The organism is Moorena producens PAL-8-15-08-1 (genome assembly GCF_001767235.1).
Classification (GTDB): Bacteria; Cyanobacteriota; Cyanobacteriia; order Cyanobacteriales; family Coleofasciculaceae; genus Moorena; species Moorena producens_A.
Genome location: NZ_CP017599.1, coordinates 7,184,901 through 7,208,104 on the forward strand (window position 1 = coordinate 7,184,901; position 23,204 = coordinate 7,208,104).

A 23,204-nucleotide genomic window follows, 5' to 3' on the forward strand; every position below is an offset into this window, starting at 1 on the left:
AGGTAGCGATTTTGCCTGTGAGTGCTATGACCGTTGCCAAGAATTCAGAAGCCACTGCGGAAGTCAATGTAATGGCTGAGTCAGAAGGTATTATCATTCCACCATGTGATTTATGGAGTGATGAACCACCCTTGGAAAGCGATCGCCATCGAGATCAAATTGAGCTGTTACTCGCTTGCCTGAAGTGGTGGTGGCGAGAACGAAGCGACTTCTATGCTACAGGGAATCTCACTATCTATTTCAGTCCTGAGCATATTACCACCAGAGACTTTAGAGGACCCGACTTTTTTGTAGTACTCGGTACGGAAAATCGACCCCGCAAAAGTTGGGTAGTATGGGCAGAACAAGGAAAATATCCCAATGTGATAATTGAACTGCTCTCTAACAGTACAGCTAAAGTTGACAAGGGAATAAAGAAAATCCTCTACCAAGATACTTTCAGAACACCAGAATATTTCTGGTTTCACCCCGATACCCTCGATTTCCAGGGATTTCGCCTGATGGGAGGCCAGTATCAACCCCTCGACCCTAATACTCAGGGGTGGCTGTGGAGTCAGCAGTTGGAATTATTTTTAGGTGTGCATAATTCCCAGCTACGGTTTTTCAGTGGAGATCAGCAATTGGTACCAACACCAGACGAGAGAGCTCAAGCTGCTCAACAACAAGTTCAAGCTGAACGCCAACAAAGAGAACTTGCCGAAAAGCGGGTAGAGGAATTGCTCGCTAGACTCAAAGAGTTAGGTGATCAGTCAGATGCTTGATTCTCGCCATTGCTCCAACGGGCATTGGTCAAGTAATTCTAAAACTAGGTAAATTGTAAGCATTCAGCCGTTAGCGGTCAGCCGTGAGCCAAAGGCTCACGCTGCTTGAGGTGCTTTCCATAACTCAGCATTATTCGAATGCTTACCTGTTTTCTGCAAAAGCTGTTCGCTTAACGTGCCGGTAGCGGATTAGCTGATAACTGATAACTGATAGCTGATAGCTTAAGGTGATCGAGTGATTAGGGGGTTAATTGCTAATTGTCAATTTTTAAAAATTCTCCGGGAAATTCCCCCACCGCCGCGTAGCAGGTGGGGGATGGATAGCGAGCATGGTTTGTGGTACAATTATATTAGAATTCCTCAATTGTAATAGTGCTCAAGGCATACAAGTTCAGACTATACCCAGACAACAGTCAGCACATCGCTTTAGCTCGTAGCTTTGGCTGTGCTAGATGGTTTTGGAATTATGCTCTTACTTTGTGTCAACAAACCTATCAAGATACGGGAAAAAGCTTATCCAGAGCAGCAATACAGGGACTGTTACCGGGTCTCAAAAAAGAGTACGAATGGCTCAAAGATTGCTATTCTCAATGTCTTCAGTTTGTAGCCAATAACTTATCAACCGCGTTCAAGAACTTCTTTGATAAACGAGCTAAATACCCTCGATTCAAATCAAAGAAGGGAAGGCAAACAGTGACTTATCCTCAACATTTCCACATTGAGGGAGATTACCTGAAGCTTCCAGGAAAAGTGGGTAAAGTTTACTGCCGTCAGCATCGTCCCATTGAAGGAGAATTGAGATCGGTAACAGTCTCCATGAATCCAGATGGTAAGTACTTTGCCTCAATTCTAGTTGAGGATGGAATTGAACCTCAACAACCTAACAGCCTTGGCCTTGCTATAGGTATTGATTTAGGATTGACTCATTTTGCGATCACTAGTGAGGGTGAGAAGTATGATAATCCTAGACATATTGCTCAACACGCCAAGAATTTGAAGCGTAAGCAACAAAGTTTATCTAGGAAACAAAAAGGTAGCAAAAACCGAAACAAAGCCAGAAGAAAGGTAGCCAAAGTTCAAGGTTTTATTGCCAGATGTAGAGAGGATTTTCTGCACAAACTATCCCGCAAGATAGTTAACGAAAACCAAGTTATTGTGGTGGAAAATCTCAATGTTAAAGGCATGGTTAAAAATCCTAATTTGGCTAAAGCCATTAGTGATTGTGGCTGGGGAATGTTCACAACAATGCTCACCTACAAAGCTGAATGGGCAGGGAAAATCTACGTTGAAATTGACAGATGGTTTCCATCATCGAAGCTTTGTCATGTTTGTGATCATCAACAGGTCGAGATGGACTTGTCTGTTAGAAATTGGACTTGTCCTTTTTGTGGCACTCACCATGATAGAGATATCAATGCTGCTATCAATATTAGAAATCAAGGCTTGCGGATATTGGAGTTAGGAACTAGCTCTACTGCCCTTGGAGGGGACGTAAGACAACCTGGGAAAACTTCTGTTGTCTCAGATGCAGTCCCCCATGAATTGGGAAGCCCCCGATTATGCGCAGCGTGTCGGGGGTAGTTCACTTGATACTTTTTAATTGAAATTAAGGCGAAAAGCGCTATAATAAATACCCAATAAAGTATTGGGGAAAGACAATCATGCCTCCTTCTCCTTTTCCAGGAATGGATCCCTATGTAGAGCATCCCAGCGCTTGGCCAAATGTTCATCATCGACTAATTACTGCAATTGCCGACTCCCTGGCTCCCCAACTGCTTCCCAAATATCAAGTTCTGATTGAAGAGCGAATCTATCAAACTATAGGAACAGATTCAGTCCTAGTTGGCATTCCCGATGCAGCAGTAAAACTAACTCAGATAACACCCAATCCTACAAAAACCAATCCCACAAAAACTAATATTGCTGTTGCCTCAACGCCAAGTAAACCAAAAACAATCATTTTACCAATTCCTGAACAAGTTAGGCAAGGACATTTAGAGATACGGGATATCGCCACAAGTAACCTGGTGACAGCGCTTGAAGTTCTTTCCCCAACGAATAAACGCTCAGGAGAAGGACGCAATCAGTATGAAAGAAAGCGTCAAACTATATTAGGAAGTTCAACCCATTTAGTGGAAATTGATTTATTGCGTCAGTGGGAACCTATGCCTACCTTAAGTAATGACATTCAGAGCCATTATCGAATTCTGGTCAGTCAAACTCATCGCCGCCCTCAAGCTGATTTATATGCCTTTAATTTGCCAGATTCGATTCCTACCTTTCCACTACCTTTGCAACCAGAAGATGCTCAACCCCTTGTCAATTTACAAGAGTTATTTAACGGAGTGTATGACCGCTCAGGGTATAGCTTTGTTATTGATTATACTCGCGAACCAGTACCCCTGTTGTCAGAAGCCGATGCAGCTTGGGCTGATGGGTTGTTACGGGAAAAGGGACTGAGGTGATTGTTGATTATCAGCTGATTAATGCTCAAGCCAATAATCAGATACGCGATCGGTAAGCATTCAGCCCTCAGCGGTCAGCCGTCAGCTTATTTTATAGCGGTTTTCCATTGAGTTAGGTACAGATTCATGGGTTTTAGGGAACAGCGGATCACAAGAACAGGGAACAGAGAAGACGGAAGACGGAAGTTGGAAGTGGGCAAAAATCCTGTTCACCTTATAGTTATGAAAAACGCTGTATTCAAAAGCACCGATTGCGCTACGCGCACGCTGCGCGAACAGTAGCTTGGCCACAGGCCTTTGGCTGATAGCTGATACGCGACACGCTGATAGCTGAATGCTTACGTGATAAGTATAGTTTTTTATACTTTTAATTCAAAAATTATTAAGGATCTACCCAGCGACCATCAGCTTTAATTAAATTAATCAATTCCTCTACTCCTTGATCTTCAGGTACCTTTTTAATTTCCTCCTTACCGCGATACAGAGAAATATAGCCAGCTTGCTTACCTACATAACCATAGTCAGCATCAGCCATTTCCCCAGGACCATTAACAATACACCCCATCACAGCAATATCTAAGCCAGCGAGGTGTTTAGTCGCTTCGCGCACCTTATGCAGCACTTCCTCTAAATTAAATAAAGTACGACCACAGGACGGACAAGCCACATACTCCACCATAGTTTTCCGCAATCCCAGAGCTTGCAGAATACTGTAACAAACAGGAATCTCTTTTTCTGGGGCTTCCGTAAGAGAAACACGAATCGTATCACCAATTCCCTCAGCTAGCAGAGTAGCAATACCAGCCGTAGACTTAATCCGTCCATATTCCCCATCCCCAGCTTCAGTAACACCTAAATGCAAAGGGTAATCCATCCCCAACTGATTCATCCGCCGTACCATTAAGCGATAGGCGGCTAGCATCACAGGTACCCGTGAAGCCTTCAGGGAGATCACCAAATTGCGGAAATCTAGGGATTCACAGATACGAATAAATTCCAGAGCAGATTCCACCATCCCTTCTGGGGTATCACCATAGGTAAACAGCATCCGTTCTGCTAGGGAACCGTGATTGACTCCGATGCGCATAGCTTTCCCTTGGTCACGGAGGGAAATGACCAGGGGTTCTAGGGTTTCCCGAATTTTTTCCCCAATTTCCTCAAATTCAGCTTCAGTGTATTCACTGCGATTGGCTTTGGGCTTTTCAAAGACATACAATCCTGGATTAATTCGCACCTTATCCACATGCTTGGCAACTTCCAGAGCAATTTTCATGCCATTGTGATGGACATCAGCTACTAGAGGCACCGGTTGATAGGTCGCTGCTAGTTTCTCTTTGATTTGGGCTAGAGCCTTAGCATGTGCCATACTCGGTACAGTGACACGGACAATCTCGCAACCAATCTCGTGCAAGCGGCGAATAGCAGCAACGGAACCATTGATATCTAAGGTATCTTCATTAATCATCGATTGCACCACCACCGGGTATCCCCCGCCAATAGTGACATTAGCCACTCTGACAGGGCGGGTTTGACGGCGGTGGATAGTAGTATCGAAAGCTGGTAGTGTAGCAGCCCTTTGAGGTGTGCTTAAAGTTTGCATAACCTGTTAGTTGCTTGGCGTAGCGAAAATAGTAGGTTTTTGTATTTATTCTCTTAGGTTCCCATAGAATCAGGCGCTTTTGGCTTACTGGTGAGAGTTTTCTACTCAGGAAAGTCGGGAATCACCCACTTGGGAGGTTGAGATAGTTTCTTGAGCCGTGCTTCCTCTGCCAACTCCAACATTTTGTCCAATGAAGTATCGTTAATGAACTGGGATGCCTCAGCCAGGTATTGTTTATTGGGGCATTTGTCACCTAAGATACAACCGTTGATGCAGTCTTGGGCACAATTTACATTAACTTCCACAGTACTCTCCTTATGGTTATAGCTACTAATGACCACCCGGGCAAATTACATTCCTCATTGGCTAAAGTCATTGCTCTCAATTTGCGGTGCGACCCCGCGCTTTTTCAAAGCTAAGCGTGAACGCGCACAGTTACGTTTTTCAGGAGTCGCTTTTTTGTCTCAACTTGCTGTTCAAATTAAACTTTCTATATAATATATATAATAAAGGAGTTTGTCTCTATGGTAGAGAGCATCTCAACGAACAACAATAATCACCCCAATCATACCCCCAAGCAGGATGATATTAACAAGGAGGATATTACTGAACCTGAACTCCCGAAACAGGAAAGCATTCAGCGTTATCAAGAAGTTATCTATGAGTTTTTTTTGAAGGGGGTAAAGGAAAATTATCCAGAAACCGTTTTTCGGGACTTTAAGCAATTGTTCATCTCTTGTGAAATGACGGCAAACCTAGAGGTAAATAAGGCATTATTAGAAATAATTTTACACAACGATTATCAAGTATTTGCTAAGACATTTAAACGCTCATGCTATATAGTAATCAATAATTGGTATTCTCAACGAAACTTAAATTATATAACCAAATTAATCAAGAGTATTGACAATAGTAAAACTAAACCCAAGACTAGCTTTTCTAAACTAGTTAACCGTCAGATCAATTGGCTAGTTATTTTTATTAAGAGTGATGAATATAATCAACTAAAGCTTTTTAATGAAATCAATTCAAATTCCAAAAGAGGTTATTGGAGTTCTCGCTATGCGTCTTATTTATTAGTTCCTCAATATCTTGATCATAAAAATCCCATAGAACAGCGAAAAATTGCTATAGATATAGCCAAGCAATTAACAGAAAAATTTACATTTGATTTAGCTAGGTATACAGTTCACTATAATTCCCCTGTCTTAAAACCTGAAGACACTTATAATCCGACAAATATAGGAAACGAAGTTATTGATATTTTTAAAAAAATTGAATCTAAACAGCTATGGTCTAATTACAATTACCAAGCCCGTATTTTTGTCAAGCAAATTAAAAATCTAAATTATAGAGACTTTAAGCAAAGTCTGAAAAAATATTTATTAATTTACGTACATAATCATAAATCCTTAGCCATCGTAAATACCAAAATTTCTCAAAAAATCGATCAACTCTACATTGACTATAACCAATCAACTATAACCCTCGACTTAATTCTGCGCACCTGCAGAAGATTAGTTGAGCTTTTTACGACTGAAGATAGCCAGGAACCATCTCCTCTATTTATTTTATTAACAACTCAAGAAGAACCACTCACTCTTGTTAGTATTTTACTCAAAATTGTTTTAATTTGTAAGTACGTAAAAGCTCATCTAGACGTTTGTATTGCTAAAATAATTCGCTATTACGAAAACTCTCCAGAGCAAGAGTGTAAGTGGTTTATAAAATTTTTAGAAATTTTCAATATTGTGATAGCAATTTACACTCAAAATATTCAATATAATATCATTAAAATCGAAGAAAATCAGCCAGATAATCCCAGGGTTATTTCTTCTGAGAGCTATCGAGTATTTCCCCAATTAAAAGGGACTGACCTGCGTGGTACTAATCTTAGTGGTGCCGATTTACGTAATACGAAATTAAGGGCTGCTGACCTGCGTGGTGCTAATCTTAGTGGTGCCAATTTAAGTCAGGCTGACTTAAGCCTTGCCAAACTCAGTGGCGCTAACTTAAGTGGTGCTAATCTTAGTGGAGTCAAGTTAATCACAGCTGACATGAATAGTGCTGATTTGAGTAGTACCAACCTAAGCGGTGCTGATTTACGTCGTACTAATTTACAGCAAGCAAATTTAATAAATGCCAGTTTGAACGAGAGTAATTTGCTTCATGCTGACTTACAAAATGCTGATTTGAACGATGCTAACCTCAGTGATGCTAGTCTCCAAAATGCCAAACTTAGTAGGGTCAACCTTAGTGGTGCTAACCTTAATAGGGCTGACTTACGTCATACTAAGCTCAATCATGCCAACTTCAGGGGTGCCAACTTGAAGCAAGCTAACCTAAACAAGGCTAACCTGTGTCAAGCCAACCTCTGTCAAGCCAAGCTAAACCATAGCAATCTCAATCACGTAAACTTAGATGGTGCTAACCTCACTCAGGCTCACCTGCGTGGTGCTTCTCTGAATTATGCCAGCTTAAGGAAGACTAACCTTAGCTATGCTCAATTAAGTCATGCTCAGTTGAGTTATGGAGACCTCAGTGGTAGTGAACTCAGTTATGCTCAACTGCGTCACGTCGATCTGACTAATGCTGACTTGAGTCAGACAAATATGATGGGTACTAACTTATTTGGTAGTAATCTTCATAAAGCCAATGTCCAAGGTGCTAAATTTTGGTACAACGCAGTTTTGCCCGATCAAATTAAACCTGAGCTAGAACAGCGAGGAGCTATATTTATTGTTAATGGTTAATTGTTAATTGTTAATTGTTAATTTACGAACCACTAAGAATGATTAAGTTTTCTAAGCATTCAGCTGAATGTTTAGAAATGAAAAGTATTCAGTCGGACACAATGCTACAGTGAAACTGTCTGATATTAATGAACCTGCTTTTGCGTTTGTGCTGCCATGAGTAATTCTGCTTCCGTTCTTGATGCAGTCGCTTATGGGGGAAACCCCCAAGACCGCGCTGCATCGCTAAACACCAGTAACTTTTGGGACTTTGATTTTACAGCCCCTCAACCGACCCAGGATACAGATTTGCTGAGGCAACTGAATTTCGTTCCAGGGTTAAAAGAGATGCTCATGGTGCGTCAGGTTCATGCTCTCGAACACGCTACTGTATGGGTTCTAAGTCAGCGCTATGGTGCTAGTGGTGCTGGTGCAAGCCGTATCACTCCTCCATCAGATAATAATTCTATAGGAGGACTATCAACTGACCAAGGATTTTATCTCTATGGTCAGGTAAATTTGGCTGACTTGAGACGAGCAGTACCCACTGCCCTAGAGCGACTGACTCGGGGAGAATGGGATATGGCTATCCACCCCCGGTGCGGCACGAATCTCTCAGTAGCAGTGTTTTTAGGTGCTGGACTGGGGTTGGCAGTTCATCTGTTACTGCCGCGAGGACCGATTGAACAACTCTTGGGTCTTGGCTTTGCAGCGGTAGCTGCTACTCAACTAACACCTGATTTGGGTAACTTAGCACAACGGTACTTAACTACTGCCATTCCTTTTAACCTGGCGATTGTAGACATTAGGGAAACATCTGATATCTGGGGACGTCCAGCCCATTTTGTCCAGATGCGATGGATTGACTAAGCTTGAATTGTTATTTGTCCTTGGTTAGATGAGTGCAAGAGAACCGACCGACTTATACCAATTCTTAAAAGTAGGACTAAGCATGCAGATGGTGAGATGGGGAGATGGGGAGATGGGGAGATGGGGAGATTTTGATTCATGGTAATTATCCGGAAATAACATAAGATCCAAGCTTTAGATGCAAGCTTGACCACGAAAAAAAATCCCAAATTCAGACGTTATATATCTTACATATAACGTCTGAACTTTGTTTATTTATCCTGGCTGCGAGAACATTAACTGGTTAGGCAAAGGGAAGCTTTTCCAGTAGGGCGTCAGCTGACTGCTGATAGCTGTTCGCGCAGCGGTGGCACAGGCTTCTAGCCTGTGAGGTGGCACAGGCTTTGGCCTTGGCCAAAAGGCCACGCGGGGCGCGTTTGGCCACGCTGTGCGAACGACGCGCTTGAGGTAGCCCATAAGCTTACGGCTAGTTAAACTCTAGCGACCCAGTTTTGAAAAGACTGAGCTCAGTTTCTGAGTCCATCCCAAGCTCTGGGATTGACTAGGTTCTTCAACTTCCGGTTCACCATCTGGTGAATTGCCAGGGGAAATATAGCCTGCAGGAACCACCAACAACGTAATCCCGTGTCGGCCCACCACGGTCACTTGGTCATCAGGCATAAGGGTAACTTGGGAATCATGATCACATAAGCGGGCGGGCCAGTATGTGGCTTTAAATTTGACTCGCCCAGGCTTGGTCGGGGTAATGGTACGTTCTACTTTGCCAACGCCTGGTTGTGGAAATAGGATGGAATCAGGAGCCTGTACTTTAATCATTTGTGTGTTCACCTCGTTTGACTGATTATGTTATTTTCTTCAGCCTGCTTGGTACAAAACGTTTTAACCAGGGAAAATCTGGCAACGTCGGCTGAATGTGAAATTTTTGTGCCTGAAATGGCCATTAACCCGTGCCTAAGATAGGGTTTCAGTCAAGAGAGCATCAGTATTCTCCATTGATATAGGTATTTTTAGCTTCAACAGAAAATTCCGATCTTCCTGAAAATTAGCCTTAAATTCGGCAACGGAAACGTTTATTGATTACAGATTAGATACACTTCCCGGCATTCAACGAATGACAAAATTAACCATTCTTCCTCAGGAGAGTAAACACTTCAGGATTAGGGAAGTTAGAGAATTATAAACATTTTGTTAAAATCCACATCCTTTAAAAGTTTGGTAAGTGCACTACTGTATTAAGGTACTGTCCCTAAAACCCTGGAATAGGACAAATGCGTTCACTGATACACCCTGAAACGATTGAATAACGCTTTCAACCTAAACATGACCTAGAGTGATTATTTAAGGCTCAACCTAGATACAAGACCGCAGACGCAACTGACAAGTTGTAGATACATTGAAGAATAAGTAGATGCACTATGTATTCTTATTCTACGTGTGTAGCTAGGAATCTGCCACCCTAGAGTAAAAGCTTTTCATACTACAACAGACAATTGCTACGATAGGCAACTTCCTCCTGGAAGAATACCAGATTTTATTTAAAAATGTAACTTATCTGTTGGCGGCGGGAAACAAGCTGAAAAATTTCTCATCCCCAAGTCTACTATAAGTTTACATCTTTGATAGTAAATTGGTATAACAATACACAATTGATCATTTTCCCCTGACATCAAAACTATTAAATTATGCAAACTGTTAGTTTAATTCATGCTGATTCCTATAATAGACAACTCTTACGAGCTTCCTTGGAAAGGCTGCTAGAACCTTTGGGAGGGATGAGTGCTTTTGTTAAGAAAGGTAATTCGGTTCTGCTTAAACCTAATTTACTTACTGCTGGTCGTCCTGGTAAAGAATGTATCACTCGCCCTGAAATTGTTTACTGCGTCGCTCAACTAGTCAAAGAAGCTGGGGGTAAACCCTTTTTCGGAGATAGCCCAGCCTTTGGGAGTGCTAGGGGTGTGGCTAAGGCAAACGGCTATCTGCCAATGATGGCAGAACTTGATATCCCTATTGTCGAATTCCACGGCAAGGGTTATGAAACTGCTAGCGAAACCTTTAATCATCTGCGTTTGTCTAAAGAGGCCATGAATGCCGATGTGGTGATTAACCTACCGAAGGTAAAATCCCACATGCAGTTGACCCTGACCATGGGGGTAAAGAATTTATTCGGCTGTGTTCCCGGAAAAATGAAAGCCTGGTGGCATATGGAAGCAGGTAAGGATGAGACTCGCTTTGGGGAAATGCTGGTGGAAACAGCACGGGCGATTAATCCGCAGTTGACTATCATTGATGGCATTATTGGTCAGGAAGGGAATGGTCCGATTGGTGGTGAACCCAGACATTTAGGGATCTTAGGAGCATCAGACGATGTCTTTGCTCTCGACCGCTCAATAGTGGAAATTCTAAATGTTGAACCAGACCTGGTTCCTACCCTGGCAGCTCAAAAACGCCTGGGGTTGTTGCCAGACTTAGCAGAGATTGACTTTCCTTACCAACGACCTCTAGAAATCCAAGTGAGGGATTGGAAACTACCTGATACTATGAAACCGATTGATTTTGGTATGCCTCGAGTAATTAAGTCTACGTTTAAGCATTTATATATCCGGCTTATCAAAGAACCAATTAATGCTTATGGTAAAAGCTAGACAGTTAGGGGTATTTGGTAAAATTTGCTACAACATAATCCTAGATTAATCAAGTAACCTAGAGTTACCCTCCGATTGCTTAACCATCCCGCCCTATTGCTAGCGGCGGTTTTTTATTGATTAGTAATCAGTCATTGGTGAATACCAGAAAACTTGTTACTGACCACAAAGCACTCATCACTAATTATTAATTACTAATCACTAATCACTAAGCTGGTGATTGGTGAATACCAGAAAACTTGTTACTGGCCACAAAGCACTAATTACTAATCACTAATTAATAAGCTGGGCATTGGTGAATACCAGAAGGCATAGTCCAACTTTGTATAATTAATTACTCTATAACTCCACTATTGGTCAAGTCCAGCAAACAGTGATAGAGTTATTCGTTACTTTTAAGAGACCGAAGGTGACATTGAAAAAGTCAAACAGGCTGATGCCTCTAGGTTTGAGGAAGTTGCGATTAGCCCGAAGGGCGTTGGCTAGCGAACGCAGCCATGTATACTTTGAGCACTCAGCTATCAACCATCAGCAGTCACCCTCGGACGTTATGGCGACTTGGGAAGATCCAGTGGGGGATTCCCCCTTTGGTTACAATAATGACTATCTCTCGTTTATCTAAATTGGTGAGGACTCTGGCTACCTCACCTTTAATTGTGAATACATTAGTACTTTCGAGCTCCATATGATCCCATTTGCTTTGAAGCAGTACCCATTAACATAGAAGTGTCAAAACTTGGTAAACTAACACCTTTGGACAGCCATGTCAGAGCTTGCACTCTCTAAAACTATAGAGTCAATGGCAGTGGCAGCGCCACCCACTCAGGCCGACCTTCCCTGTGACGATGATATACCAATGGAAACCGCACGGCACAAAGCCCAAATGGATCTGCTCATTTATACCCTATCGCCTTGGCTAGACAATAGGTCAGATGGCTATGTCGGTGGCAATATGTTTGTTTACTACAGCGTTGCCCAACTCAAAAATAAGGACTATAAAGGACCAGATTTCTTTGTTGCTCTAGATGTACCCAAGGGAGAGCGTCGAAGCTGGGTGATTTGGGAGGAGGAAAAGGCTCCTGACGTGATTATCGAACTTTTGTCGGCAAGCACTGTTGAGCGTGACAAAAACGAGAAAAAGCAGATTTATCAAAATCAGATGCGTGTGCCAGAGTATTTCTGGTTTGATCCTTTCAATCCAGATGATTGGGCTGGATTTCATCTCCACAATAGAGTTTACCAACCGATAGAACCTAATGAGCAAAACCAACTGGTATCTCAGGCATTAGGTTTGAGCTTGGTGCGTTGGCATGGTGATTATAACGGCATCGAGGCAACTTGGTTACGCTGGGCAAATTTGGATGGGGAGTTACTGCCCACTTCTGAGGAAAAAGCTGAGCAAGAACGACAAAGAGCTGATCAACAACAACAAAGAGCCGAGCAACAACAACAAAGAGCCGAGCAACAACAACAAAGAGCCGAGCAAGCGGAGTCTCAGTTGCAGCAGGTGGCGCAGAACTTGTTAGGGCAAGGGATGACGGTGGAGCAGGTGGCCAATCTAACCGGTCTGTCTCAATCTCAGGTGGCAGAATTTGGTAACTAAAAGGAGGGTTTGTCTGATTTTCTGTCCCCTTGGTTAGTGGACGCACGCCCTGTGCCCCTAAGGTGCTACTTTGATTGACCATTTGCGTCCAATTATATCCCCTTTGTGGGATTGGCCGTAGGCCAATCGCAAACCTTTATTTAGTACATTTGTACTAAATAAGAAAAAATAAAGAGAACATCTGATCAGTGTTGGCAATCGAGATATGCGATGCTAAGTATTCAGCTGCTATGGGAACACATTTACACTGATGTCTATTGTGTTGGAATCGATAACCAAGATCCAAATCAAAGCTGATAGCTGATAGCACCTCAAGTAGTGTGCCCGTAGCGCATTAGCTGACGGCTGAATGCTCAGCATCGTGAGACAATAGACCATTAGTTAAGAAAATGACTTCAGTGACACCTCAACCTGCCAAACATAAAAAAGCGAGAGCCTTAAAACCAAGTAGCCGACGCCCTGCCAAGGAACTGTGTAGCGAGTGCGGGCTTTGTGATACATACTATATCCATTATGTCAAGGAAGCTTGTGCATTCTTAAACCAGCAAATAGCTGACTTGGAAACAAAAGCCCATGGACGTAGCCGCAATCTAGATCATCCAGATGATTGGTACTTTGGTGTTAACCAAAAAATGATCACGGCTAAGAAGATTAACCCCATAGAAGGGGCGCAGTGGACAGGAATTGTCAGTACCATTGCCATGGAAATGCTCAAGCAGGGTAAAGTTGAAGGTGTAGTCTGTGTCCAAAACACTAAAGAAGACCGTTTTCAGCCGATGCCGATCATTGCTCGTACCCCAGAGGAGGTGTTAGCAGCACGGGTGAATAAGCCTACCTTGTCTCCTAACCTCTCTGTGTTAGAGCAAGTGGAACAATCAGGGATGAAGCGATTATTAGTAATTGGTGTTGGCTGCCAAATCCAAGCATTGCGATCAGTGCAAAACGAACTCGGTTTAGAAAAACTCTATGTTTTAGGTACGCCCTGTGTCGATAATGTCAACCGTGAGGGGTTGCAAAAATTTCTAGAAACCACCAGCCGTTCACCAGAAACAGTGGTACATTACGAGTTTATGCAGGATTTCCGGATTCACTTTAAACATGAGGATGGCTCGATTGAGAAAGTACCGTTCTTTGGCTTAAAGACTAATCAACTCAAAGATGTGTTTGCCTCCTCTTGCATGAGTTGTTTTGACTATGTAAACTCCCTAGCGGATTTAGTGGTAGGTTACATGGGAGCTCCCTTTGGTTGGCAGTGGATTCTGGTTCGTAATGACATTGGGCAAGAATTGTTGGATTTGGTGCAAGACCAGTTGGAAACTCAACCAGTCATGTCAAAAGGCGATCGCAAACAGGCAGTGCAACAGAGTATTCCTGCCTATGACAAGGGAGTTACGTTACCGATGTGGGCAGCAAAAATGATGGGAGTGGTGATTGAAAAAATAGGTCCGAAAGGATTGGAGTATGCTCGTTTTTCCATTGACTCCCACTTCACCCGCAACTATTTATATTTAAAGCGCAATCATCCAGAAAAGTTAGAGGCACATGTGCCAGAGTATGCCAAGCGGATTGTAGAACAGTACAAGTTGCCAGACTAAAAACTGAGGGATTGGTGGGGTTCGGTAGGGTGAGCGGAGCGATCGTTTGCCTTCCAACTCAGCTATTGTCGAGAGAAATTATAGGTAATGGGTAATGTGGGTAATGGCGATGCTGATTAGCTAGCGATCGCAAAGGCTTGAGCTGAAATAAAAACAATAGCACCACCAACTCAATCACTAATGATCAATGACCAAGCTGACGGCTAAATCCTTAGGAAAAGTCAGCAATTACTGTTCATTGGAGAGGAGATCAGGGAACTGTATAAATGTAGACCATTAGATTGGTCAGTATCATCACTTATACCAAATCCGAGTTAAATACCCCCTTTTTAATTCAGCCCGAAGAAGCTTGTACAGACATAGCATGCTACGTCTGTAAATTTCTATAGCCGCGACCTGAGGGTCGTCTGGGCGCTTAGGGAGGTTAGAGAAACAGATTTGGGATCACCCATACCCAGTTCCTGAAATCTACCAGCCTGTCATGCTGTTTAACTCCCCAGAATTTATCTTTCTGTTTTTACCCCTGACTCTGTTGTTCTTTTTCCTGCTGGGAAGAAAGGGCTATTATCAAGGAGCAATAGCTTTTTTGGTAGCTGCCTCCTTGTTATTCTATGCTTGGTGGAATCCACCCTACTTAGCATTGCTAATTTTTTCCATCTTCTTTAATTATACCGTTGGCTCTGCTCTTTCTAAACGATTAATATTATCCATTAGCCCCAAATTACTTCTCGTTTTAGGGATTGCCGTAAATTTGGCTCTCATTGGTTATTTTAAATATGCTAACTTCTTCGTAGATAATGTCAGCGTTTTCCTAGGGAAAACGTTTACTATCAATCAGATTATTTTACCCCTAGCAATCTCCTTTTTTACATTCCAGCAAATTGCCTATCTAGTAGATGCATACCGAGGCGAAACCAAAGACTATAGCTTTTCATAATATTGCCTGTTTGTCACCTTTTTTCCGCAATTAATTGCCGGATCAATTGTCCATCACAAAGAGGTAATGCCTCAGTTTGCCAATAAATCGATTTATCGGTTTAACCCTGAATATCTGGCGGTGGGGGTAACTATTTTCTCCATAGGGTTAATCAAAAAAGTCTTGATTGCTGACACAGCTGCTCTTTATGCTACTCCAGTCATTAATGCTGGTGCTTCAGGAGAATTACTCACCTTTTATGATGCTTGGAGTGGTGCGTTATTTTACACGTTCCAACTTTACTTCGATTTTTCCGGCTACTCTGAGATGGCTATCGGTGCAGCACGGATGTTTGGTATTAAGCTACCACTGAACTTTAACTCTCCTTACAAAGCAGTAAACATCAGTGACTTTTGGCGTAGATGGCATATTACCCTTTCTAACTTTCTGCGGGATTATCTCTATATTCCTCTCGGTGGTAATCGCAAAGGCGAATTACGACGCAATCTCAATTTAATAATTACCATGGTGCTAGGTGGTCTTTGGCATGGTGCTGGGTGGACTTTCGTCTTGTGGGGAGGGTTACACGGAGTTTATTTATGTATCAATCATCAATGGCGATCTTTTCGTAAATTCCTAGGACATGATTTGAAAAAGAGTAACTGGTTGAGTAGCACTCTTAGTTGTTTTATTACTTTTATTGCTGTCGTATTCGGATGGGTTTTATTTCGTGCAGATAATCTTGATAGTGCAAGTGTAATCTTACAAACAATGCTCGGTGTAAATGGGATATCTTTGTCAGAATCAGTTGTGGAATCACAAAAAAAATTACTGATAATTTTGTTCCTATTTATCTGGCTAATACCCAATTCTCAACAATGGATGGAACAGTATAAGCCAGCCTTGAATATACCTGTAGTAAAAACTTATTCAAGTTGGCGCAGTCAACTGTGGAAAAAGTTGCAGTGGCAATTTAATCAACCCTTTGGGCTTATTCTGGGAATAGTTTTATTTATTGTTATAAAAATTATTTTAACAGCACCTGACAGTGAATTTTTGTACTTTAATTTTTAACAATATGGCTTACATAAGATATTTAAAATCAATCTTTTCTGGATTGTTAATTAGCTGTTTAATTTTCCTGTTGGCTGTTTTATTCCAAATTGGTGCTCCAACAGAGAGTTCTCGCTGGACTGACGAGATATACACTATCAAGTCCAATATTGCTAACTCTATAGAAACCCCTAAATTAGTTATAGTTGCTGGCTCAAATGCTTTATTTGGCATTAGCTGTAGTCAGATAAATAAAGAGACATTCGTAAGTTGTCTTAATGGAGCTACATATGCTGGACTTGGTATTGATTACATCTTGACTCGTGCTCGTTCCTGGCTCAAGCCTGGAGATTTAGTTCTTCTCCCTCTGGAATATGAGCATTATACAGATGATGGTAAACCTACTGCTGCATTGATTGACTATCTGTTGGCTCGGGATCCGAAATATTTACTATCACTGAATTTAATTAATCAATTTCGTTTCATCAGTGGAATCCCCTTGAAGCGTGTGCAAGAGCGATGCAGCGCGGTCTTGGGGAGCCAGTGCGGTCTTGGGGGTTCCCCCGGAGACGAAACCTTAGATAGTGGAGCCTTTATAGTTAGCAGGTTATGCAGAAAAGGGTTAAATATTTGTTAAGAAGGCGACCCTATCTTACGGTAACTTGGCCGTAGGCCACGCTTGGCCTACGGCCACGCCAAAGGCGAACGCGAACAAACCATGAGCAACTGGCGTGGTTTCCCCCATGAGCGACTGCATCAAGACAGGGAATCGTAGTTAAATTTAAAACCCCTCAGCCCTGGAATTCTTATTATCAGTCTGAAAATATTAATGAGTATGGAGATGAAACAGGTAATCGAAAAGCTGATATAACCCAAAAAGAAATCCAAGCTATTGACAAAATAAATGACAACAATAATATAGGTAAATCTATAACGTCAAGTCATGGAATAAACAGCATCATTAAATTTATAAATTGGTGCGAAAGCCATAATATTAAGGTGATAGCTACTTGGCCGAATACAATCTGGTTTGATGTTTATCAAGAACCTATAAAGCAAGAGTTTTTTAAAAGTATAGAACATTTTTATCAACGTCTGGGGGTTACTATTATTGGTAAAGCAGAAGATTTTATGTACGATAAATCTATGTTTTATGATACGAGTTATCACCTTCATGATTTAGGGGTAAATCACAGAACTCAACAGCTTATAGATTTAATAAAACCCTATTTGCCATGAAGCTCAACTAAGCCAAAATGCTCCCGTAGTATAATATCTGTAGAGTTCAGAATTCAGAATTACGAATTGAGTTGGAAAATTCCTACACTCTGAACTCTGAATTCTGAATTAAGATCCCATTAATGAATCTTTTGAGTCTGCTTGTGATGCCCCTATTTCTCCAAGCAATTGAGAGAGTTGAGTCGTTTCTGATTTAGGAATAATCACCGACTCTATACTCTCCCCATCATCCAGTCGTTTAGCCACTTCCAGAATTGTATCTGCGATCACTACCGGAATCCTTACTGCTTTAGTTTGACCCAGATTCCACTTCGGCTTCCGACCACTATTTTCTCGATAACCACCACGGGGCATAACTTTACCTCACCTCTGAATCTGAAATAGTACGTTTTCCTTATATTCTACAATCTTCGGTTACTTAAATAGCTAGAGCTTGTAAAACTTAACTAGTTACTGATTTTTAGACAAAACCTGCTAATTGTAATTTTTTTTGTCTATTTCGTCTGGGGGGGCGACAAGCGCCCCGTAACCCTTGATATATATTAAATTGAGCGAATTATGGTAAAAAAAGATAGGTCAGAAATTGTCAAGACGACCTATCAATTCAAAATGCTACCAGAATTATATCAAAAACATTTAAAAAATCTCCTTTCCGAATCTCAATTATTGTTTTTTTACCTTGTAGTAATCATTGTACAAGATATCAAGGATGTTAAACTCGAAAAAATTGCTGAATCTTTACCTTTGCCTATTAAATGTAACTCAAGGCGTAAAAAGTTACAGAGATTTTTTTCATTACCAATATTTCAAATAAAAAAAATGTGGTTTCCACTTGTTAGAGAATGGCTCACTCAAAAATTTGATAAACACAAAAAAATCTATTTAGCCATCGATAGGACTAATTGGAATAACAAAAATTTATTGGTGGTTAGTATAATTTATAAAAACCGAGCAATCCCAATTTATTTTGAACTTCTTTCAAAACTTGGTTCAAGTAATTTTTTAGAGCAAAAACAAATACTATCAACTATTATAGGGCTATTTGATAGCTATCATGTTGTTATTTTGGGAGACCGAGAGTTTTGTTCAGTTAAATTGGCTGAATGGCTAGACAAACAAGGGTTTAAGTTTTGTTTAAGACTTAAAAAAAATGAGCAAATTGAATTAAAAAATCAGGGGTGGATTTCCCTGAAAAACTCGGGATTAAAACCAGGAATTTCGTTATTTTTTGAAAAGGTTAAAGTCACAAAAACTAAACAAGTATCAGGATTTAGTATTGCCTGTAAATGGAAGAAAAGTTATCGAAAGTCAGTAAGCCAAGAAGGTTGGTTTATCCTAACAAATATGAGCGAATTGTCTGAGGCAATATCAGCTTATAAAAAACGTTTTGATATTGAGGAAATGTTCCGAGATTATAAAAGCGGTGGATATAATATGGAAGGCAGTAATGTTGTCGGTAAACGCTTTATATCTTTACTTATTATAATCTCTTTTGCTTACTTTATTGCCACAATTAAAGGAGAAATAATTAATAAAAAAGGAGTTCAGGACTATGTAGCGAGAGTCAAAGAATATGGGCGATTAACTAAAAGACATAGCAGTTTTTATATTGGAATGTATGCTCAAAAATGGATTCATTTTATGGATAAATGTTGGGAATTAGTTTATGCTTTGATGCGTTTAAGTCGTCATAAGCTCGATAATTATTTACGAGGTATGAGAGCTATGAAGCTTATACAGTCTACTTTTTAGCTCTCATGTCGCCCCCCCAGCTATTTCGTACTTTTTATGATAAAATAAACTAGGAAATTATACCAAATGAGATATCCTAAGCGGAAACTCACAAAATTTATGAAGTAGGTTTACCTGATATCTTGGAGCATTGTTAGTAGGCGTAGTCTAGAAAAAAAATTGAGTCCACTTTGGTAAACTTAGTTCCTTTAGCCCAAAGCTTTAGCCTGAGAGCCTAGATTCCGGACTTGACGAATTGTGTATATATCGATTGCCAATAATTAGCCCTTAATAAACCGGGTTTGTTAGCTAGATTAAGGGGATATCATAGTCTGTTATTTTTTCTTGTTCTGTAGCTAATCTCCCTATCTCCCCATGACCTGATCTGATCACCAAAAATTTTGGGTCTGTTCGCGTAGCGTCGGCTTTGCCGAAGCCCCATCCTTCTAGGACGGTATCTGCTGATTATTAATATATTCTTTGAGGACTTCTATTGAAGCTCCCCCAACAGAAGCGGCAAAGTAGCTAGGACTCCACAGTGCAGCTTTGCCATTGGGTTTAGGATATCCTTTTTGTCCGTACCTACGACTGGATAAACCTTTTAGGTTGTTAACTATTTGAGAAATTGAAATCTTAGGAGGGTATTCGTTCGCGTAGCGTGAGCTTTGCTCAATCAACACGTGTACATGATCAGATTCTCCGTTAAATTCCCTAACTTCAAAATTAATTTTTTTTGCTACTTCTTTGAATGATTTTTCAATAGCCTCAATGCTTGCCGATGTCAGTATTTTTTTGCGGTATTTAATTACGCATATTAAGTGCATCTGCTTGCTTTGTAATACTGTGCCAATATTCCGAAACCCCATTGTCAAATCTTGTAGACTACACTATAATCATAGTACAGACCAATACAGGAGAGGCAAGTGAAAGCCAGGTACCAGTATTGTTTTTATCCAACCAACCAACAGAAGAGCAACCTCGCTAGGTTGTTCGGATGTGTTCGTATTGTGTGGAACGATGCTCTGGCTATTTGTAAACAGTCCGAGAAAACTCCTAAATCAGGGGAGTTGCAGAAGTTGGTGATTACTCAGGCAAAGAAAACCGAAGAAAGAAAATGGTTGTCTGAGGTTTCTGTTGTACCCTTGCAGCAGTCCGTTGCTGACCTGGGAACTGCTTATAAAAACTTTTTTGATTCTTGTAAGGGGAAGCGAAAAGGTCGTAAAGTTAGACCTCCAAGGTTTAAAAAAAGAACGAATAAACAATCAGCTAGATTAACTCGCAGAGGTTTTTCTATCCAGGGTGACGGTGTGTACTTGGCGAAGATTGGAATAGTTAAGCCTATATGGTCTAGAGCGTTGCCATCAGATCCAAGTTCGGTCACCATTATCAAGGATTGTGCGAATAATTATTTTTTGAGTTTTGTTGTGGATATTGAGCCTGTTCAGGTTGAAGCCAAGAATCCCAGTATTGGAATCGATCTAGGTATCAAGACATTTGCTGTAATGAGCGACGGGAGAGAAGTCCATAGCCCTGACTACTCAAAGCTTGATCGCAAATTAAGAAAAGCTCAAAAGAAGTTTGCTAAACAGCCCAAGGGGTCAAATCGCAGAGAAGTAACTCGGTTAAGAATAGCTAAGATAAACAACGAAATAGCTAACAAAAGAAAAGATTTCCTGCACAAGCTATCAACCAAGACTGTTGTCGAGAACCAAGCAATAGTCCTGGAAGACCTAAACGTATCAGGGATGATCAAGAATCGAAAGTTAGCTAGAGCTATAAGCCAGCAGGGATGGGCTGAATTTAGAACTCTTTGCGAGGCTAAATCAGACAAATATGGAAGGGACTTCAGGGTCATCAGTCGCTGGGAACCCACTAGCCAAGTTTGTTCTGATTGTGGGTTCAAATGGGGAAAACTCGACTTGTCTGTGCGTTCGGTACTTTGTTTGAACTGCGGTACAGAACAAGACAGAGATATTAACGCTGCAAAAAACATAGAAAAGGTCGGCATGGGGCATCGGCACGACCGTAAATGGGCAAGGAGGGATGGTAAGACTGTTGAGACCGTAGGTCACGCTACGCGAACGACAGCACAACCCGATGATCTGTCAAGAATCACCGCTCTTCAAGGGCGGTGAGTATGTCAATTTGACCAAGAACTCCGATTCTACTGCTGTCAATCTCAGGAATACTCCGCATCCATTCCAATGCCATCCGAGCATCATCTACCAAGTCAAATAGTCGAGTAGTATTAAAATTTCCTTCGCTTTGACCACATCCTCGCTTATCGTATCTAAATGTCGCTATCCCGATTTGCTCTAGAATTCTAGCTTCATCACGGAACAGGTTTCTCTCTGGTAATGGTGTAGGGAACCAATCGGTTTTTGAATTATCTAGATTTCCTTCTCTTGTCTGAGGAAAAGACCCTCCAATAAATAGGCAAGCGGAGGGGTTTTCCACTCCTTCTGGTAGGGTAAGTGTTCCATAAATCCTTGCACCCTTGGATTCAAAGAATTCTTGTCTTTCCATTTTCCAAAAATCCTGATCACTCTAATTATCATTATTGGTAGCATAAATCAAGTAAATTGATAGTAAGCATATGCTTACAATTGATATTAGTCATTTACCGGTCGAATCGGAACTTGAACTTCACTGCGCTTTAGGGGTTCCGGGACAAAGGGAGAATCATAGAAAAAGCGACGGGGTGTACCAGCAACGGTATACTCCGAGTGTTGGGCTAACCATTCCTTTAACTGTTCAATACTTTGTTGGTAGCTGACATAACTATAACTACCTTTCATCCCAAGGCTGACTACTGTCATCGGTGGTATGTCTTCTACCTGAATATTCCCTTCAATCTGCTCAGGAGTGATATTACGGCGGTGGTATACAAATGATACATAGGCAACACCAACCTGAGCAAAGGAACCTCCCTGGCTAGTTTCGAGGGTACTGATCGGATAACGAGTTTCTACCGGAGCAGTCATAGAAATATCGTTAGAGCTAATATGGCGGTACAGGGAGCCAAAAGCACGATTAGCTGCCTCAGACAGTTCCCCAGAGTAGGGTACTGTGGCCGCGCGATAGGCAGGGTAGTGTTTGATTTCGATTTTGCCAGCTGGGGTAGGAGCTGGAAACCCTTCCGGTAGGGGAGCAGAGGCAGCACTGAACACTCTCCATCCCAGTAAGACAATTGCCAGTAAGCCTACAGGCAACAGAAATTTGGATAGCTTCATCAGGGAGCGAAATTAACTAACAGTGGAAGACTACGCCTTGTTTAGCAAGTTCAAGATCATTATAGTTATAAGAAGAAGGAAAAATTACGAATAACAAAAAGCGACTTGAGCATAAACCAACTAACTAACCGGACTTGATCAGCATTTCCAAATAGATAAGGAAACCAAATCCTGATTTCGGATAACACCAAAAAATCATCGGATTGTCTTGATGCAGTCGCTTTTTTGAGCAATACTAGTTTCACATCTCCTTTTAAAAGCCTATAACTAATGAATTACTGGTTGATGAAGTCGGAACCACAAGTCTATAGCATCACTGATCTGGAAAAAGAAGGGAAAACAATTTGGGATGGGGTTCGTAATTACCAAGCTCGAAACTTTCTGCGTGAAATGAAGGAGGGAGACTTGGCTTTTTTTTACCATTCTAATACAAAACCCCCTGGAATTGTGGGCTTAATGGAAATTATTAAAAGTGAAGTAGTTGACCCGACTCAATTTGACCAAACTAGCCGTTACTATGATCCAAAATCAAGTGTTGAATCTCCTCGCTGGCATACTGTGCTAGTGCAATTTGTCGAGGTTTTTCCCCATTTTATAGAGCTTTCAACCCTTAAACAGGAGTTTAGCGACCAAGAGCTATGGGTTACTAGACGTGGAAATCGCCTCTCGGTCATGCCAGTTTCTCAGGCAGTAGCTCATAAAATTATAGGTATCACTAAAGCTACAAACCCAAGTCAAAGGTAATATTTCAGGCCGATGAATGC

At 41.3% G+C, this 23,204-nt stretch carries 21 protein-coding genes and 1 pseudogene; 15 read left to right on the forward strand and 7 right to left on the reverse strand.

Annotation, left to right across the window (positions count from 1 at the left end; genetic code table 11):
• The first annotated feature begins 26 nt into the window (after positions 1–26).
• The 3 genes from BJP34_RS26355 (at position 27) to BJP34_RS26365 (ending at position 3,226) form a co-directional block, all read left to right on the forward strand.
• Positions 27–761 carry a Uma2 family endonuclease gene (locus BJP34_RS26355; protein ID WP_070394903.1) on the forward strand — a complete coding sequence of 245 codons (735 nt, stop codon included), beginning with the start codon at positions 27–29 and terminating at the stop codon, positions 759–761.
• Between the two features lie 372 nt (positions 762–1,133).
• Positions 1,134–2,342 (forward strand): IS200/IS605 family element RNA-guided endonuclease TnpB, encoded by a 1,209-nt coding sequence (gene tnpB, locus BJP34_RS26360; RefSeq protein WP_070394904.1) that lies wholly within the window; start codon positions 1,134–1,136, stop codon positions 2,340–2,342.
• A gap of 80 nt (positions 2,343–2,422) precedes the next feature.
• Positions 2,423–3,226, forward strand: coding sequence for a DUF4058 family protein (locus BJP34_RS26365; protein ID WP_070394905.1), 804 nt, complete (start codon positions 2,423–2,425; stop codon positions 3,224–3,226).
• Between the two features lie 382 nt (positions 3,227–3,608).
• Here BJP34_RS26365 and ispG read toward each other — a convergent pair whose 3' ends face one another.
• Together ispG and BJP34_RS26375 are read right to left on the reverse strand one after the other, a co-directional pair.
• The gene (gene ispG, locus BJP34_RS26370; RefSeq protein WP_070394906.1) at positions 3,609–4,826 is read right to left on the reverse strand and encodes a (E)-4-hydroxy-3-methylbut-2-enyl-diphosphate synthase; all 1,218 of its coding nucleotides are present in this window, start codon (positions 4,824–4,826) and stop codon (positions 3,609–3,611) included.
• 101 nt (positions 4,827–4,927) lie between these two features.
• A complete protein-coding gene (locus BJP34_RS26375) occupies positions 4,928–5,131 on the reverse strand; it encodes a hypothetical protein (protein WP_070396893.1) in 204 nt (67 codons plus the stop codon).
• Positions 5,132–5,350: 219 nt separating this feature from the next.
• On the opposite strand from BJP34_RS26375, the gene BJP34_RS26380 reads away from it, so the two are divergent.
• Together BJP34_RS26380 and BJP34_RS26385 are read left to right on the forward strand one after the other, a co-directional pair.
• The gene (locus tag BJP34_RS26380; RefSeq protein ID WP_070394907.1) at positions 5,351–7,579 is read left to right on the forward strand and encodes a pentapeptide repeat-containing protein; all 2,229 of its coding nucleotides are present in this window, start codon (positions 5,351–5,353) and stop codon (positions 7,577–7,579) included.
• 156 nt (positions 7,580–7,735) lie between these two features.
• Entirely contained in the window at positions 7,736–8,428 is a 693-nt protein-coding gene (locus tag BJP34_RS26385; RefSeq protein WP_070394908.1) for a DUF6391 domain-containing protein, read from the forward strand.
• A 477-nt stretch (positions 8,429–8,905) separates the two neighbouring features.
• Here BJP34_RS26385 and BJP34_RS26390 read toward each other — a convergent pair whose 3' ends face one another.
• Positions 8,906–9,244 carry an NfeD family protein gene (locus tag BJP34_RS26390; RefSeq protein ID WP_070394909.1) on the reverse strand — a complete coding sequence of 113 codons (339 nt, stop codon included), beginning with the start codon at positions 9,242–9,244 and terminating at the stop codon, positions 8,906–8,908.
• Between the two features lie 866 nt (positions 9,245–10,110).
• Here BJP34_RS26390 and BJP34_RS26395 point away from each other — a divergent pair.
• The 7 genes from BJP34_RS26395 (at position 10,111) to BJP34_RS26420 (ending at position 17,476) form a co-directional block, all read left to right on the forward strand.
• On the forward strand, positions 10,111–11,070 hold the full coding sequence (locus BJP34_RS26395; protein ID WP_070394910.1) for a DUF362 domain-containing protein: 960 nt from the start codon (positions 10,111–10,113) through the stop codon (positions 11,068–11,070).
• Between the two features lie 763 nt (positions 11,071–11,833).
• The gene (locus BJP34_RS26400) at positions 11,834–12,673 is read left to right on the forward strand and encodes a Uma2 family endonuclease (RefSeq protein ID WP_070394911.1); all 840 of its coding nucleotides are present in this window, start codon (positions 11,834–11,836) and stop codon (positions 12,671–12,673) included.
• A gap of 389 nt (positions 12,674–13,062) precedes the next feature.
• Positions 13,063–14,268, forward strand: coding sequence for a Coenzyme F420 hydrogenase/dehydrogenase, beta subunit C-terminal domain (locus tag BJP34_RS26405; protein ID WP_070394912.1), 1,206 nt, complete (start codon positions 13,063–13,065; stop codon positions 14,266–14,268).
• 481 nt (positions 14,269–14,749) lie between these two features.
• Positions 14,750–15,205: a hypothetical protein gene (locus BJP34_RS47850; protein WP_229424037.1), complete on the forward strand. Its 456-nt coding sequence runs from the start codon at positions 14,750–14,752 to the stop codon at positions 15,203–15,205.
• A 6-nt stretch (positions 15,206–15,211) separates the two neighbouring features.
• Complete coding sequence (locus BJP34_RS26410; protein WP_267876627.1) at positions 15,212–16,258, forward strand: MBOAT family O-acyltransferase; 1,047 nt, start codon at positions 15,212–15,214, stop codon at positions 16,256–16,258.
• Positions 16,259–16,262: 4 nt separating this feature from the next.
• A complete protein-coding gene (locus BJP34_RS26415; protein WP_070394913.1) occupies positions 16,263–16,874 on the forward strand; it encodes a hypothetical protein in 612 nt (203 codons plus the stop codon).
• Between the two features lie 362 nt (positions 16,875–17,236).
• Positions 17,237–17,476 (forward strand): hypothetical protein, encoded by a 240-nt coding sequence (locus BJP34_RS26420; RefSeq protein WP_070394914.1) that lies wholly within the window; start codon positions 17,237–17,239, stop codon positions 17,474–17,476.
• 108 nt (positions 17,477–17,584) lie between these two features.
• Here the strand turns inward: BJP34_RS26420 and BJP34_RS26425 are convergent, their stop codons facing one another.
• Positions 17,585–17,830 (reverse strand): hypothetical protein, encoded by a 246-nt coding sequence (locus BJP34_RS26425; protein WP_070394915.1) that lies wholly within the window; start codon positions 17,828–17,830, stop codon positions 17,585–17,587.
• A 255-nt stretch (positions 17,831–18,085) separates the two neighbouring features.
• Here BJP34_RS26425 and BJP34_RS26430 point away from each other — a divergent pair.
• Positions 18,086–19,281 (forward strand): annotated as a pseudogene (locus BJP34_RS26430) (IS4 family transposase).
• Between the two features lie 372 nt (positions 19,282–19,653).
• Here the strand turns inward: BJP34_RS26430 and tnpA are convergent.
• Entirely contained in the window at positions 19,654–20,073 is a 420-nt protein-coding gene (gene tnpA / locus BJP34_RS26435; protein WP_070394916.1) for an IS200/IS605 family transposase, read from the reverse strand.
• 57 nt (positions 20,074–20,130) lie between these two features.
• On the opposite strand from tnpA, the gene BJP34_RS26440 reads away from it, so the two are divergent.
• Entirely contained in the window at positions 20,131–21,342 is a 1,212-nt protein-coding gene (locus tag BJP34_RS26440; RefSeq protein ID WP_070394917.1) for an RNA-guided endonuclease InsQ/TnpB family protein, read from the forward strand.
• Here BJP34_RS26440 and BJP34_RS26445 read toward each other — a convergent pair.
• Together BJP34_RS26445 and BJP34_RS26450 are read right to left on the reverse strand one after the other, a co-directional pair.
• Positions 21,320–21,733, reverse strand: coding sequence for an alpha/beta hydrolase family protein (locus BJP34_RS26445; protein ID WP_193431283.1), 414 nt, complete (start codon positions 21,731–21,733; stop codon positions 21,320–21,322). The genes BJP34_RS26440 and BJP34_RS26445 overlap by 23 nt on opposite strands.
• Positions 21,734–21,819: 86 nt before the next feature.
• Entirely contained in the window at positions 21,820–22,440 is a 621-nt protein-coding gene (locus BJP34_RS26450) for a heme-binding protein (protein ID WP_070394918.1), read from the reverse strand.
• A gap of 270 nt (positions 22,441–22,710) precedes the next feature.
• On the opposite strand from BJP34_RS26450, the gene BJP34_RS26460 reads away from it, so the two are divergent.
• Positions 22,711–23,184, forward strand: coding sequence for an EVE domain-containing protein (locus BJP34_RS26460; protein WP_070394920.1), 474 nt, complete (start codon positions 22,711–22,713; stop codon positions 23,182–23,184).
• Positions 23,185–23,204 lie beyond the last annotated feature (20 nt).